Source organism: Mobiluncus sp., assembly GCF_985070215.1.
In genome coordinates, this window is record NZ_CFKZQR010000017.1 from 1 (window position 1) to 15,444 (window position 15,444).

Annotated in this window: 9 protein-coding genes and 1 pseudogene; 5 read left to right on the plus strand and 5 right to left on the minus strand. The window is 58.2% G+C overall.

Translation table 11 applies throughout. The features are described 5' to 3' along the window. A pseudogene (locus AC5LBQ_RS04880) lies at positions 1 to 293 on the minus strand (type II secretion system F family protein); the annotation flags it as partial. After that, on the minus strand, positions 286 to 1,359 hold the full coding sequence (locus AC5LBQ_RS04885; protein ID WP_493264795.1) for a TadA family conjugal transfer-associated ATPase: 1,074 nt from the start codon (positions 1,357 to 1,359) through the stop codon (positions 286 to 288). The gene AC5LBQ_RS04885 and the pseudogene AC5LBQ_RS04880, both read right to left, overlap by 8 nt. Before the next feature lie 252 nt (positions 1,360 to 1,611). On the opposite strand from AC5LBQ_RS04885, the gene AC5LBQ_RS04890 reads away from it, so the two are divergent. Further along, entirely contained in the window at positions 1,612 to 2,682 is a 1,071-nt protein-coding gene (locus tag AC5LBQ_RS04890; RefSeq protein ID WP_493264796.1) for a macrolide 2'-phosphotransferase, read from the plus strand. Between the two features lie 240 nt (positions 2,683 to 2,922). Here AC5LBQ_RS04890 and AC5LBQ_RS04895 read toward each other — a convergent pair whose 3' ends face one another. After that, the gene (locus AC5LBQ_RS04895; RefSeq protein ID WP_493264797.1) at positions 2,923 to 6,498 is read right to left on the minus strand and encodes an ATP-dependent helicase; all 3,576 of its coding nucleotides are present in this window, start codon (positions 6,496 to 6,498) and stop codon (positions 2,923 to 2,925) included. Further along, positions 6,495 to 9,905 carry a PD-(D/E)XK nuclease family protein gene (locus AC5LBQ_RS04900; RefSeq protein WP_493264798.1) on the minus strand — a complete coding sequence of 1,137 codons (3,411 nt, stop codon included), beginning with the start codon at positions 9,903 to 9,905 and terminating at the stop codon, positions 6,495 to 6,497. Before AC5LBQ_RS04900 ends, AC5LBQ_RS04895 begins: the two co-directional genes overlap by 4 nt. A gap of 129 nt (positions 9,906 to 10,034) precedes the next feature. On the opposite strand from AC5LBQ_RS04900, the gene AC5LBQ_RS04905 reads away from it, so the two are divergent. Next, complete coding sequence (locus AC5LBQ_RS04905) at positions 10,035 to 10,256, plus strand: DUF3107 domain-containing protein (RefSeq protein WP_493264799.1); 222 nt, start codon at positions 10,035 to 10,037, stop codon at positions 10,254 to 10,256. Between the two features lie 6 nt (positions 10,257 to 10,262). Here AC5LBQ_RS04905 and AC5LBQ_RS04910 read toward each other — a convergent pair whose 3' ends face one another. Continuing rightward, positions 10,263 to 10,886 carry a ferritin-like fold-containing protein gene (locus AC5LBQ_RS04910; protein WP_282921936.1) on the minus strand — a complete coding sequence of 208 codons (624 nt, stop codon included), beginning with the start codon at positions 10,884 to 10,886 and terminating at the stop codon, positions 10,263 to 10,265. A gap of 79 nt (positions 10,887 to 10,965) precedes the next feature. Between AC5LBQ_RS04910 and AC5LBQ_RS04915 the strand changes: the two genes are divergently transcribed. The 3 genes from AC5LBQ_RS04915 (at position 10,966) to AC5LBQ_RS04925 (ending at position 15,371) form a co-directional block, all read left to right on the plus strand. Further along, positions 10,966 to 13,149 carry a cell wall-binding repeat-containing protein gene (locus AC5LBQ_RS04915; protein WP_493264800.1) on the plus strand — a complete coding sequence of 728 codons (2,184 nt, stop codon included), beginning with the start codon at positions 10,966 to 10,968 and terminating at the stop codon, positions 13,147 to 13,149. A 120-nt stretch (positions 13,150 to 13,269) separates the two neighbouring features. After that, positions 13,270 to 14,865, plus strand: a complete 1,596-nt coding sequence (locus tag AC5LBQ_RS04920; RefSeq protein WP_493264801.1) for a DEAD/DEAH box helicase — start codon at positions 13,270 to 13,272, stop codon at positions 14,863 to 14,865. Next, positions 14,865 to 15,371, plus strand: a complete 507-nt coding sequence (locus AC5LBQ_RS04925) for a transglycosylase (RefSeq protein WP_282921938.1) — start codon at positions 14,865 to 14,867, stop codon at positions 15,369 to 15,371. The genes AC5LBQ_RS04920 and AC5LBQ_RS04925 overlap by 1 nt, the downstream gene beginning before the upstream one ends. The last annotated feature ends 73 nt before the right edge of the window (positions 15,372 to 15,444 follow it).

A 15,444-nucleotide genomic window follows, 5' to 3' on the forward strand; every position in this document is an offset into this window, starting at 1 on the left:
ATCTCCGCGGCTAGCGGCCCGGCCAACCACCCACCCATCCCTAGTCCGGAGACAAGGGTGAGCAAATTCCCTGCCGACACCCCCGCCAGGAGAGACAGCGCCAGGAACTGTTCCAACCCAATGCGTGTTCCGCTCACCGCGGTGATGTCGTTGAAGCGGGTACGGCGCTGTGCCCAATAGCGTTTCAGAAAGCTCTCTCGGTGCGCCGAATGCCGTCTCGGTGCCAACGTCACCAGGAAAATCCCGGAAACTGCGCTGAGGGCTGCCGCCAGAGTCAATAGGGAACTAGTCATAGGGTGTCTCCCGCCAGATAGCCGCCAACTGGCTGGCCCGAGAACCGAAGGCGGAAAGAAAATCGAAATCCGCAGGGTTCTTGGCTGGCTGAGCACCATCGGGTGGCGCACTGTACAGCGGGTGCGCCGCGACCTGGCCATCGCGAAGGGTCCCGTCTAAAGCCAACACTTCCGTCACCGCCCGGCTGCCCTGCCAGGTTCCGCGCAACTGAACTACCAGGTCGATGGCTCCCGCCACAGTCGGCACCACGAATGCCGCGGTCACATTCTCTCCCGCCAGCAGCGGTAGAGTCGACAGTTTCGTAATCGCCTGGCGGGCGGTGTTGGCGTGAATCGTGGACATGCCGGGGATTCCGCAGTTCAGAGCGATGAGCATGTCCAGGCTTTCAGCGCCGCGGACCTCCCCGATAATGAGCCGGTCGGGACGCATCCGCAGGGTTTCTCGAACCAAATCTCGCAGGGTAATCTCGCCTTGGCCTTCAATCGAAGCGTTCCGGGTTTGCATCGCCACCGCGTCCGGGGCTTTCAGATTGAGTTCCAGCACTTCCTCGCAAGTGATGACGCGCTGGTCAGGAGGGATTTCCCCGCACAGGGCGCGGACCGTGGTGGTTTTCCCCGATTGAGTCGGCCCGGCCACCACGATATTCAGGCCGATGCGCACCGCTTCGGCCAGGAAACGAGCCATCCACGCGGGCATCATGTTGAGCCGAACCAGGTCCCGCACTCGCACCGCTTTGGCACTGTGCTTACGAATATTGATGGACCAGGTGGCTGTCACGGGCGGAATGACGACGTGCAAGCGTTCTCCGGTTTCCAAGGTGGCGTCCACGCAGGGGTTGACAAAGTCCAGATGCCGCCCCGAAGCTCTCAGCATCCTCTCCACCAGGGCTTCCACCTCGTCTTCAGCCAGCAACAGGTTGGTCAGGTGGGCTTGTCCGTCGCGGGAACAAAACACCTGAGAAGGACTGTTCAGCCAGATCTCTTCCACCGCCGGATCATCCATCAGCGGCTGCAATTTCCCGTAACTTAATCCCAAGTCGACAACTCCCTCGCGCCTGAGAGCCAATACAATTACGGTCAGTTTAAACGCTTTTTTTACTGCTATAGTGCAAGGGTCCCCGTTCAAAACGGTAAATTCTCATCTTACATTCATGTAATCTTCAGGTTTTTCTGAGGTTTGCCATAGTTTTGCCAAAAATCGACGTAGGTTTCCCGGCTGGTCGCGCACCCCGCCCCAGGCGGGGCTTTAAATGGCCAGATTTCCGGCTTTCCGGAGCGGTCTGATGGTTTGTCCCCCAGGGTGACATAAAATTGAGAGATGAGCGATACCGATTTTCTGACCTTGGCGGCTTTGGCCACCGTGGCAGTTCCAGACCTTGAGGTTGAGTCCCTGTGCCCGCCGCTGGGCGAAGACACTGATTTTCGCTGGGTCGGCGTCCTCGATAATCACTCAGCCCGATGGAGTATCGTCGGCGCTAAGCATGCGGATGCGGAGGTGGCTCTGGACAAGCAGCAAAAGATTTTAACCATGCTGGCCAATTACCGCGATGCGCACCGACTTCCTTTTGACGTGCCCCGTATCGAAGGTAGCGCCACCTCGAAAGACGGGACCTCTATTTTTGTCTATCGCCAGTTGCCGGGCAATCCCTTGGAGTTCAACGAACTGGCAGAGGATCCGGACCTGCTGCGTGCTTTGGGCAAAGCCATCGCGGCGCTACACGAGATTCCCGCTAACCTGGTTGCTCATGTGGGCTTCCCTACCCCCAGCGTAGATGATATCCGCGCGGACCTGCGCAAAAACCTCTCCCGTGCGGTCGCGACCGGTTTGGTTCCCCCGGTTCTGCAGGCTCGTTGGGAACAAGCCCTTGACGAAGATGCCTGGTGGCATTTCCATCCCACGTTTATCCACGGCTCCCTGGAACCCCAGCATGTCCTGGTCGCGGATTCCCGAATTTTGGGGATTTCCGGTTTTGCCGAGGTCAGCGTGGGCGACCCCTCGCAGGATTTGTCCTGGGTAGCTTCGGAGCTGACGGATGAAGCCGTGGACCTAGTCTTTGACGCCTACCATTTGGGACGCGCGGAGGGTTCAGACCCGTTCTTGCGTCAACGTACCGACCTGTATATTGAGCTGGCTCTGGTCAATTGGCTCAATTGGGGGGTCGACCAGGGAGATGCCTCAATAATTGCCGATGCCCAAGACCTGTTGAACGAGCAGCTGGAGCGGCTGGAGGGAGATCTGTCACTAACGGGCCGCCCTCTCTACGAGGACCAGACCACCAGCATTCCTGACCGCAGCTCGGACGGGAACGAAACCCCCTCCGCGAGTACCGCGGAAATTGCCACGGAGTCAGATACCCAGGTTTCCTCGCTGCCCCCGGATGAAGCCTAAGGCCGGGTAGATTCGGTTTTCCTGCAACACCGGGACGAACTGCCCCGGACGCCGTCCTGACCAGCCTTTCTCTACCGTTCCTCAACGGCACGAGACTGATATAGGACTTCGTCCCTTCCTCATTCTCAGGTGGCATTATCCCCGGAGTGGCACGAGACCGGGGCGGCCCCGCACCCTTCTGCCGTCCCCTCCTCCACGAAGCCGGGAACGGCAAGCGTCTAGGGCAATCCGGCAGCGGCCTCAATATCCAAACTTTTCTAAAACTTCGTCTGCCTCCTTTCCACGGTCCGTCAAGTTACTGACCAAGAGATCCTGACTGTAGTCGGCTATGCCCAGCTCGTCGAGGATGTCCTGAAGGGTGAGCAATTGTCGCTCCGGGTCGTCCTCATTGAGAAACACGTAGGCACACACGATGTCCTCCGCGGGGGTCTGGGGATGGGCCTGTAACCAGTAAAGTCGATAGATTCCCAGCTGGTGCAGCCACTGAGAATAGTCCTTCGGGGTCGGGCGCCGGCCGGTCTTCCAGTCGAGAATCCAGATTTTCCCGGTTTGCGCCTCCTCAAACTGCGCGTCGATGCGCAGCGGAATCACGGCACCGATTCCTTCCCCAACATAGAGTTCGCCGTCAAATTCGACTCGCGGACGGCGCAGGCGGCGCAGCAGTTCCAGGTCAGCGTAATGCTGTTGCCATTTGTGCAGCAGCTTGCGCTGGTCTGGAGTGAACCCGTCTTCCATCCCGGCATCAAAAATGAGCGCATCTTCATTTTCGAGCTGGCTGGCAATCCACGCGTGCATATAGGTTCCCAAACGAGCCGCCGCACTGGGCTCCTGCGGCAGGGGACGCAGGCGTTGGAGCAGGTAACCCTCACTGTCTTGCGCCAAACGCGCCATCCCGGTAGCGGAAATTCGTCCCAGCAAATCGCCCGTTCCCAGGCGCGTTTGCGGCTGGCGCAGCAGTTGACTCAAGCGGCGCTCCGTTTCTTCAGCGGCGTCCTGACTGATTCCGTCAGCAAATTTGCCGCTAGCCAAAGCATCCTCGGTAACTTGATACGCATGAGCCAGGTCCTGGCGAGTCTGGGTCCACGGCAGGGCCGGCCAAACGCCTCCCTCGAATCGGTCCCGATTCGGATTTTCGGATTTTTCAGGGATGGACGTGACTTCGGTTTTAGGCCATTCGACGCTGGGGAGCGTAATTCCCAATCGGGTGGCCTCCTGTGCAAACGTCTCAGCGTTGAACGGGGTCAGCAGGTTTTGGGCTTCAGCTGTGCCTTCCTCCGAGGTCTGCACGCTCGGCGCAGCGGATGGGTCTTGTCGGATGACGTCCGGCCCGTCCGCCCCGCCCATGACATCAGCATCGGTGAAGATGCGTTGGTGCGGGTCTTGTTGCACCAGGAAAAACTTGCTGGGCAAACGTCCCTTCTTGGTTTGCCGCTCAAACCAGCAGTGTCCCAGCAGCAGCCGTGATTTGGCACGGGTGAAAGCCACGTAGGCCAACCGGGACTCTTCTCGCAGGGTGTATTGGCCAGCCTCTTCCCGATACGACTCCAGCAGACCTTTTTTCGATGACACTTTTCCTGTCGCGGTCAGAACCGTTTGGGTTTTCAGTTCCAGCTCGGGCAGATGAGCCCGGTCGCTGCGCAGCGGATAGGGCAGGACGTCGCGTCGCATCGCCCATATTTCGCCTTTGCTGGAGGGGAAAGAGTTTTTGTTCAGGTTCGGAACGGCCACCCAATCCCATTCGAGGCCCTTCGCGGCGTGCATGGTGATAATCTGAACCGCCGCATTATCAACCTCGAAGTCCAGGTCAGCGAAGCTGGCTTCCTCTTGTTCCCCGGCACTCAGCCAGTTGAGGAATCCGCTCAACGTTGCTCCGGGAATCCGCCCAAAATCACGAACCAGGTTTAAGAACTCAACATAAGCCCCAGCTTGGCACGGGGAGCCCGGCAGCTGTTGTTCTATGTCCAAATCAAGCAGTCGATGCGCCAAACGCGTCAACACTAAGGGGGTTGCGAACGCGGCGTTCTCCTTGAGTTCCGTGAGAATTCCACGCAGTTTTTCCAATCGCATGGCAGCTTCAGCGGAGACTTGGGCACCGCCCTCCATCACGATCTGGTAAGGAGTGAAACGGTGCGGATTTCGCCCCACTGCCTGGATATCGCTCAATCCCAATCGATATCTATCAAGCAAAATTAGCAGGCTGGCACCTTTTTCAGGATCATCAGTGACTTCCAAAGCAGCCCGCACCAAGCGTACCCCCGGATCTGTCAGAACACCTTGCATGCCTCTGGTTTGATAAGGAATTCCAGCTCGGCGCAGTGCCTCAGCCAAGTTAGGAATAGCATTTTTCGCACGGCACAGTATGGCGGCAGTCGGCAACTTTTCGGCAGGTATCCCCTCACTTTGCAGCTTGACTCGCTGGGCTTGCCATAATCGGAAAAAGTTCACCACCGCTTGACTTTGCTGAATATCGGTCAATGTCTGGATTCCGTAGACGATACCGGGATTCGCCCCCGGCCGGGGCCGCAGAGGTTTACTGGCAGCGGGCTGGAGACCCTGATTCTGCCGAGCTTTCCCGCTCGCGCCTGGGGAAGGGGCCGTGGTCAGTTCGGCCGAAATTCGGTTAGCGACTTTGAGGATGACTTCGTCGTTACGCCACGAAGTCGACAAGGTTCGGGTGAGTAGTTGGTGAGGATCCGTGCAGAATATGTCGCCGAAGTCCTCCATCGAAGCTGCGGAAGCCCCTCGCCAACCGTAAATGGCTTGATTCGGATCGCCCACCGCGGTAACCGCGCAATCGCGGAAAATTCCCGAGAGAAAACGCATCTGAGCCACCGAGGTGTCTTGGAATTCGTCCAGGAACACCAGCTGGAATCTCTCCCGCTGGCTTTCCCCGACGACCGACAGTTGCTCGACCAAATGAACCGTTTCCCGAGTTTGGTCAGAAAAGTCTGCCATCATGAGTTCCTGTTTGCGTTCGTTGAAAGCCTGGATGACGCCTGTGGCGTTACGTCCGAATTCCATAGTGTTGAGGATGCTTTTCAAATGGCGCAATGCTGTCCCGTTGAGTTCTGAGCCTTCGGAATCACGCAGGTGCTGGGCGGCAGATAGATAGGAACGGTAGGTCTGTTTCATCTCAGCCAAATCTACGAGATGCGAATTCGTGTCGTTAGCCAGGGACAGCAGATTTTTTATCAGATGTTCAGTGTTTTCACCTTCGCGTTTCACCCCCAGCGCGCCCGTCCAGCTTTGCACTACGTCAGTCATGATTTGGTACCTGGCGGCATCAGTGATGGTGGTGAAACCCGATTCACGCCCGACTAACGTGCCGAATTCGGTCAGGAGGGTTCCCGCATAGGAATCGTAGGTAGAGACACTGACCGGGTGGCGCAGCAGTTCCGGGGTCATGCCCCGCTGAGCGAGAGTATCGAAACGTTGGCGCAGTTGGTCAAGGTCAAAGTCTGCGGCTTTTAACACCGCGGTAACCTCCGCAGTTTGCTGCCGATTTTGCACTGACTCCATGAGACTCGCGAAGCGTTCCAGACGCAACGCGAAACGGGCCGCCATTTCCCCCGCTGCCTTGCGAGTAAAGGTTAAACCGAGGATGGATTCAGGAACAATACCAGCGTTGATGACCCAGTAAACCAGCCGGTTCGCGATGGTTTCCGTCTTCCCGCTACCGGCCCCGGCTACCACCAGGAGTTGTCCCCGCGGAGCCGTAATTACCGCGGATTGTTCCTCGGTCGGTGGATTAGCTCCCGTCAAAGCAGCCAGGTCAGCCGCTGAGAACAGTTCTTTCACTTGTTTGGACGTAGTCATCGTTTTCTCACTTCCACTCCGAGAGGATCCCCTTCGCCCCAAGCATCGAGGAATTCAACTCGTGACAAATTCGGTCCGCTGAACGCCGCCACCGCTAAGTCCACACGGTCTTGTAAATAGTCCCGCAACGGCATGGTTTCCGGATCGGGCGCTCCCGGAGCTTCACCACGTAGCCAGGCCAGCGGATTGAGCAGAATCTGGCGCTGTTCAGCGGAGAATCGCTTGGGGAGGGTAATCGTTTCCGTTCCCGGCACCAGGGCTTTTTGTACCCAAATTTTGGGGTCTCGCGGCTCCTCGATGACTTGGGAGTTCAGCGGCTCGTCCGAGTCCGGCGGCACCAGGAGGGCCACAATTTCCGCCAAATCGCAGGGATGCTGCTGGCCTAACGCAGAGGCGTTATAGGCAGCTTGGTATAAGGCTAACTGCAGATTAGCCGCCACCTTTGCAGCACTGAATTTAGAATTAGCTCCGGTCTTATAGTCGATTAAGATGACTTGCCCGTGCGCAAACATCACCCGGTCGATACGGGCGTTATACACCAGGGCGCCGGCCCCGGAACTGGCTGGCAACCGACCGGGATAACGCACCTCAAAAAGAGACGGATACTGATGATTGACCAAGAAAGTCGCCAGGGGCACCAGGCAGGTTTCGACTCGGCGACGGAAGTTCCATTCCATCCAGGTGTCTCCGGTCAGGGGTCCCAGCAGACGACGCGTCTCCTCGCGCAGTTCGGTCAGGACCTGGTCGTACTCCAAATCGTCTCGCGGCCCGTGGTCCTTCCACCAGTATCTGCGTCCCAGAATTTCGGCGGCTTCATGAACAATGTTTCCGATTTTGTTCGACGCGTAAGGGTCATCTTCGTCGTTAGAGTAGCCTGACCAGCTCAGCACATTATCCAAAGGATTTTCCAAGGCACGTTCCAGGCCTGAGGCATAGATGTGAACTTCGGTTGATTCCGGAGTGGTTCCGCTGACCGGCAAGACACCCATCCAATTGTCCGGGTGAGCGGCAGGACAGTCCCCCGCTGCCAATTTCGCCAATAGCCCCGCAGCGGCAGGGGCATCGATAGCGGGAGTTCCCCAACTGGTTTCCCCACCCAAGCAGGCCGCACGCAGGTAAGCCACAAAGTCACGCAGGTTCGTGGGTAGATGTCGATGCTGTTTCGACTCCAACTGCAAAGTTTGTACCAGCGGCGTGAGGAAGGTGGAACGTCCTACTCCGTCCTCAGCGGTGGTGCCCAAAATTAAACGTTCAGTGCAACGTGTCAGGGCGGTAAGGAAATGCCGGTATTCGTTTTGCCAGTTCCACAGGTAACCGGCACTGCTGGAGCTTGCGGGGTTGCCGTGATTTTCCAGATCGAACATGGCAGTACCCAAGATTGAACCCGGCCAATGCAGCGTCGGCCAGATTCCGTCGGTCAGTCCCACCACTGCCACCAGGGGCCAGTGCTGTGAGACAGCGGCTGCGGCTGACACGACAGTGACCGCGTCTCGCACCAGATGATGAGGGGCAACGGTGCCGGTTGGAAGATCGCGAGCCAACATCCCCTGTGCGAAGTCCGCCGCGGTTTGTCCCGGATTTCGAGCCTCGAACCAGTCCGCCGCTTTGAACAAATCCATCACCAAATCCAGGTCAATTTGCAGGGTGGAACGCACCATGGGCACCAAACCGGGCTGCAGGGCTCGAGCCTGGAGGATTTCGGCACGTCCCAGACCATCCCAGAGTTTCCACAGCAGCAGCTGCACCGATCCCGGATCGGCTTTCCATTGCTGCCATCCCGCTTGGAGCGCTTGCCCCAGGTCAATGAGCTGGTTTGCGTCAGCAGATTCGGAGATAATCTCAGCCAGAGTGCGCCCCGCGAAGTCCTGGCCGGAAATCACCGTATGCAAAAACTGACGGATGTAGGGCAGGATTCCAACTGTGCCGGACTCGCTGTGCTCATCATCAGCGGCATTTCCGGATTCCAGGGCGGAGAGGGAAGGCTTCTCACCGTCCCCGACTTCCCCCGGGGGAAGCAATGTCAGGTCATGCAGGAAAGAGTCGAGTCGCCGCATTCGCCACACGTCCCAGCCCACTAGGGCAGAGGAAAGTAATCCGACCAAATCCAGATCCGACAGCTCTACCTGGTCAGGGGTTTCCACACAAACTGCCTGCATCATCTGAAGCAGGCAGCGGGTTAGACGCCCTTCGTTGAGCTGGGCTCCGGCTCCTGGAACTACCACCGGTATGTCCATGTTTTCCAAGACTTCCGCGACTTGCCGGGCTTCCAGGGAAGACCGGGTCAAAACTGCCATCTGAGAATAATTCAGAGGGTGGGCAGAGAAGATATGGGCGTCTTGCAGGAGCGTCCCGATTTCTCGGTATTGGGCCGTGTCGGTGGGCTTTTCTACCAGAATAACGTGGTCCGGGCAGTCCGAAACGCAGGTTGAATCTGGCTGTGCCGAGTCCGGGGAGGACTCCCCCGCAGCGTTCCACAAACGTGCGCTGATGCCGTGTACTCCCAAGCGATTCACGGCTGTACGCCACACTCGGCGCAACGGTGCAGGGACGTGTTCCCGGTTCAGCAGAATCTCGGTGACGGTTTTGCCGGGGATGTTCTCTAACTGTTGCCACAGTCTCTCGCACAAGTGCGGACTGGCCCCGCGATAGGTGTTCACGCAGGTTTCCGGCAGGGTACAGGCCACGAGGGCGGTTCCATGCGTCGCCCAAAGAGACAGGATGTCGATCATCAGCCCGTTGAAGTTTTGCAGATCATCGATTCCCACCAGTTCTGGAACCGGGGCTCCCGCCTTCACCGCCAAGAGGTATTCCTCAAAAAGTGAAGCCGTGTCCAGGGGCCAAGCAGATTGGCGAGCCTGCAGCCGTTGGGCCTCCCGGTCGGTTTGCATGGCCTGAATGAGCTGGGTCACTAGGGGATGAACCGCCGGTGGTGCGGGATCTGATGAAGCGCCGCCAGCAAAAGCCCGGACGCGGAAAATCCCGTCCACCAAATCGCGGCGGAAACCTTGGGTTTCCAGGGCTGAACGCAGCTCCTCTTCGAGGGGCATTTCAGCCAGAAAATCCTGGATTTGGACCATCACCTCAGCATCGGTGGCCAGTCTAACCTCAGGCAGTCCTCCCTCTCTGCGCCATTGATTGAAACGTGCAAAGATTTCCGCCACGAAACCTTTGCTGGCGCCCATGGGACAGTGCGGATCCTCAGATTGCGCCCGAATCTCCAAGGCTCGCTCGCTCAACCGGCGGGCGGCACCCGCGTTCTGACTCAACACCAACATCCGGGGATTATCCACTAGCAGTTGGGCTAAAAGCGTGGTTTTCCCGCTAGCCGGAACGCCTGCCACAAGCACAGATTCACCGTCATTAAGCGAGTGGCGAACTCGGCGCGATAAGTCATCGAAAATCTCCATACCCTGAGAGTATCAGCACCCCCGAAGGCGAAAATTGGAGACTATTAAACTCGCTCTCTCTTCGAGCGCATAATTCCCGCTCACCGGGCAAAACCCCTAGAATGAAAGGACAGTCGGAAAGGAAAATTAATGGAAATCAAAATCGGAATAAAGTCCGTAGCCCGCGAAATCGCCCTCGATATTGACAAATCCCCCGAGGAACTGCAAAAACTGCTCAAAGATGCCATCGCCACAGGGGAAATCATTGATTTGGTGGACAAGCGCGAGTCGCACACCCTCATCAATGCGGGCAGCATCGCCTATGTCGAGTTTGCTCCGGAGCGTCAAAACCGGATTGGCTTCGCCATCTGATTTCCTTTAGAAAGTCAAACCTAAGTCTTCCATCCTGCGGGAATGCTGCTTTTGGATTTCCTCGACCTTGTCGTTGACCTCTACGCCTGCGGGTAGGAGCAGCGGGTAAGCATCCAGGATAGCTCTGACCCCGGCTACGGCCTCTCCCGCAACACGACGCCCCCACATGGATAGGCGCGACTCTACCGTCGGGTCAGCCGCGATTCCGTCACGCAGCCGCGCCCGCACCCATTGGGTCAGTCCAGCAGACCCGGAAACCCCCAGAATTTCGATCATGTCAGCCCCGACGAACTGGGCTGCCAGATCCTCCATATCCGCTAAAATCCCCACAAAAATGTAGCTTTTCACCATGCGTTCCCACCAGTCACGCGGGCGGGTTCGCAGCTCCATATCGTCAAAAAAGCCCACGTACGGTTGGGTCAAATCCGCCAAATCTAAGCCCCGCCGGTTAGCAAACGCTTCCAAATCATCGATGGCGGTCACAAACGAAACCCCCATCCGCGCCAACGCCAACTGATCAGCAAAATCGGTGGTCTGGGACACATCCCGAGCCAGCCTCGCGTACGCCGTAATTCGCGTGAAAGCTACCAAACCCAGCATGTGTGCCGTGCGTTCTTCCGAAATTTCCATAGGTTCATTCTAGGCGCTACGTTGCGGTAGGGCATGCGAAACTCAAGACAGTGCCTAGAAAAGTTGTCAAAATAGGGGAATGGGGATTTCTTTTTTTCTGAACTTGGAACCAGCCGGGGCTCGTCATCGATCTGCCGCCCGCTATTGGGGCGATAGACGCCTGCGGCGGCGGGCCGGCGTGACGCTGGCAGTTGTGGGACTGGCCGCGACCGGGCTGGTAGCGGGTAGCCCCGAAGCAACTTTTGTGCCGGGCCAGCCTGCCGCGGCACAAGCGGCACCGGGGAACAGTGAGACGGTGGCTCGCGCCGAGTTTGAGGCCTTGTGGGACTTAGCAGACAAGGTCACCCCGTTTTCTTCCGGGACGGTCATCTCTTCGTGTACCCCCGGCACCGCACAGCCTGAGGCTGTCCAAAAAATGCTCTCGACCTGGAACTATTTCCGCTCGCTCAATCGCCTTGCCCCGGTCAGTTTGCCTGCCCACTACGCTCCACAAGGTCCGGCACAAGCAGCAGCCCTCACTGCTGCGGCAGGCCCAATCGCTTCAGGAGCCCCCGACTCTGTTCCGGGCGCGGTGTGTCTCAACGATGACGTGAAACTCGCCTCGCGTTCAGGGGTCATTGCCCGGTTGGACGGTATCGTCACCCCGGCCACGGAAGTCTTGCGATATATCACCGAAGCCTCGACCGCGAACACCAATGACAACCTGGGGCATCGGCTCCAGATGTTTTCGCCCGTCCAGGCAAACGCTGCTATCGGAGCGGTTTCTATCGGAACCTCCGGCCCTACCGCCACTTCTATCCAGCTTTTCGACACGACTTATGAAGCCGCCGGAAGGCCCGTCCACCCCAGTTTTTGGGATTCCACGAATCACCAGCCGCCGAGCATCGCGTGGCCAGCAGCAGGGTATTTCCCTTCCCGTATCCTGCCTACTGGAGCGGGCGAAAACGTGTCCCGCTGGTCTTACTCGGGTCAGTGTGCCGATTTGCGGGCTGCCGAGGTCCGTGTGACCGGCCCCGCGGGAGATATTCCGCTGCAGGTCATACACCGTTCGGAACCCGGAATCGACCCCAATCTAACACCGTGGGAATACGGCGGATATGACACGATTTTGTTCAAAGTTCCCCTGAATCAGCTGATTATTCCCGACTTTTACAATGTGGCGCCCTATACCGTCAGTATTTCTAACATCCGCACCGCTCCAAACTGTCAACCGGTTCCAACCTCAACCAGCTACCAGATAAACCTGTTTAACTCCGATTGGCCCGCCGACCCCAACGGCGACGCAGATCAAGACGGGGTGATTAACTCGCTGGATCCCCGCCCGCACATCCCTGACCTGCACGCTGACCGGATTGGCGGGGCTAACCGATTCGAGACTTCCGCCGCTATCGCGAAGGCATCAGACTCACGCCCCGCGGTGGTTTACCTGGCTCGGTCTGATGTTTTCGCTGATGCCCTCGTTGGCGGAGTTCTCAAGGATGGTCCGGTACTGTTGGTCCCTCCCGACACCTCTCCCGTGTCCCCGGTCATTTCCGAGACTCTGCGCGCTCTGGGACCCAAGCAAGTGGCGGCTTTGGGGGGAACCGGCGCTATTTCGGACGCTCGGCTCTATGAACTCGCCGGGGGGCACGCCGCTTTGCGGATTGGTGGAGCCAATCGAGTCGATACTTCCGTCATGATTGCCCGCCGAGCCTTTTCAAAAGCGAATTCTCTCTATATTGCCAACGCCTACGGACCGGGCGGCAGTGTCTCACCGGACGCGCTGACCGGAGCCGCCTTGGGAGACGGACCTATCGTCCTGGTCGATTCGTCCGCCCCCGCTATCGCTACTATCCGTCAACTGGCGACAGACCTGCAGGTAGACCGGGTAGTGGCCCTGGGCGGGCCAGCGGCCGTGTCGGACGCGGTATTGCAAAGCGTAGCCAATGGCAAAGCGACAACCCGTCTGGGAGGCCAGAACCGCTACGAAACCTCGCGGGAAATCGCTTTGGAATCCGCGCGTCTACAGCCCTCAACCCACGCCTACCTAGCTCGCGGCGATGTATTTGCGGACGCAGTTTCGGGGGGCCACCTGCGCAACGGGCCAATTTTGCTGGTGCCACGCGGATGCGGAGCCCTGGACAAAAATACCATGCACACCTTGGCGAAACTCAACGCTTTCCAAGTGACTGCCCTGGGCGGATACGCCGCAATCTGTGAAGAAACCTTACACAGCGCGCTGGAATGGCCAGACTATGTCAACCACAACATCACCGAGTTCTAGGCTTTTGCCTGGGAAATGGTGAACCAGGCAGGAAAACCACATCCTCCAGCCGGCTCGGTTTACAATGAAAGATATAGGCAAACGACTTTTGAGCACTGACAACGATAAGGAAGATACACATTGAGGAGCGAAAATACCTTGGAAACCGCGGGAACTGACGAGGAAGCCGCGGCGGACATCACCGGTATTAATGACTTGGAAGCGAACCAAGACAAAACTTTCGCCGATTTTGATGTGGAACCCGAAATCGTTGCGGCTTTGCGTGATCAAGGCATCATTCATCCGTTTCCGATTCAAGCCCTGACCTTGCCGGTCGCGTTGAACCGCCAGGACATTATCGGTCAGGCCAAAACCGGCACCGGTAAGACTCTCGGATTCGCCATTCCGATCCTGCACGACATTATCGGTCCCGGCGATGAAGGCTGGGACGAGATTCCGGATTCCGGCGCCCCACAAGCCTTGGTGGTCCTGCCCACCCGCGAACTGGCGAAACAAGTCGCGGCAGAAATCCGGGCAGCAGCGACCCATCGAGTTGCCCGAATCCTTGAGATTTACGGTGGGGTCGGATTCGATTCCCAGGTCGACGCGCTGCGCCAGGGCGTCGAGGTAGTGGTGGGCACTCCGGGACGTCTGATTGACCTGATGAATCAGGGCACCTTGAAACTGGGGCGGGTGCGGACCTTGGTTTTGGATGAGGCCGACGAAATGTTGGACATGGGTTTCCTGCCTGACGTGGAAAAACTCATCTCCCAGATTCCTTCGCGCCGCCACACCATGCTGTTTTCGGCCACTATGCCCGGCCCGGTGGTGGCTCTGGCGCGGCGTTACATGTTCCAGCCCACGCATATCCGTGCCGCCGACCCGACTGATTCTTCACAGACTGTGCGGCAGGTCAAACAAGTCGTGTACCGGGTGCATTCCTTGAACAAGACAGAAGTCGTCGCCCGGATTTTGCAAGCTCGAGGTCGCGGCTTGACGATTATCTTTACCCGCACGAAACGGATTTGCCAACGGTTGGCTGACGATCTCTCCGAACGGGGTTTCGCCACCGGTGCGATTCACGGTGACTTGGGCCAAAATGCACGAGAGCGGGCTTTGCGGGCTTTCCGTCACGGCAAGGTGGACGTGCTGGTTGCCACCGACGTAGCGGCACGAGGCATAGACGTGGATGACGTAACCCACGTGATTAACTATGAATGTCCCGAAGACGATAAGACCTATATTCACCGCATTGGGCGCACTGCTCGCGCCGGCAACAAAGGCAGCGCCATCACCTTCGTGGACTGGGAGGACCTGACGCGGTGGCGAGTCATTAATCGGACTCTCGACTTGGATTTTTCCGACCCGCGAGAGACCTACCATACCTCTGCACATCTCTATTCCGACCTGGACATTCCCACGGACGCTACCGCAAACTTGCCGCGGTCCCGACGGGTTCGCGCCGGTTTGGAAGCCGAAGAACTTGAGGATTTGGGTGGACGCGACCCGAGCAGTTTCGGGTCGCGCCGCGGCGGGAAGGGCTCCGGTTCAGGACGCCGGAAATCTGAGAAGGGCCGCGGTCCGCACAAGAACAACAAAAAGAAGCACGGCCTCAAAGACGGCGGAAAACCCGCGGAGCGCGGGGCCGCCGAGGAACCTTCAAAGAAGGAACGTCAACGTAAACGCACTCGTCGTCACAAGTCCGACAAGGCTGGAAAAGGTAAGGGGGTTCGCTGATGATTGATCACCTTTCTCCCTATGAAGGTGTCGTTTTTGGCGCTTTAATAGGATTGGGCATCCTCTCGATGCTCTCGGCTGAAGAAAATACCCAGACGGTTGGGGCTTGCCTGTTGGCAGCCGGTTTTTGGGGCGGAGTCATTGCCCTGGTGCGCGCCCTGGTGCATCGCGAACCCGGCGGCTTGTATGTCATCTCCTTTGTCGCAGCACTGATTGCCGGTCTGATGAAGTTCTTTGTGTTTTCCGACCTGGGCAAAAATGGCGGAAACCGGGTCATTTGGACTTTCATAATCGGCATCGGCCTCGCCGGGTTAGTCGGCACAGCTCTGAACGCTTTAATTCGCAAGCCCCCGGAAGACCCGGAAGCGGCGGCGAAGCAGGCCTCCCCCGACCTTGACGAATCCGAGGAAGCCGCTCCCCTGCACGGAATGGATGAAGCCGCGGAAGAGTCCGCCGCCGCGACTGACGAAGTTCCCCCTGAGGATTCCGCCCCGGACTTGCCCTAATCCGCACCACACGCCTGTCACCCGCCGGGCCTAGGATGGCGCCCGAACAGGGATATCAGTCTTGGTGAACGGG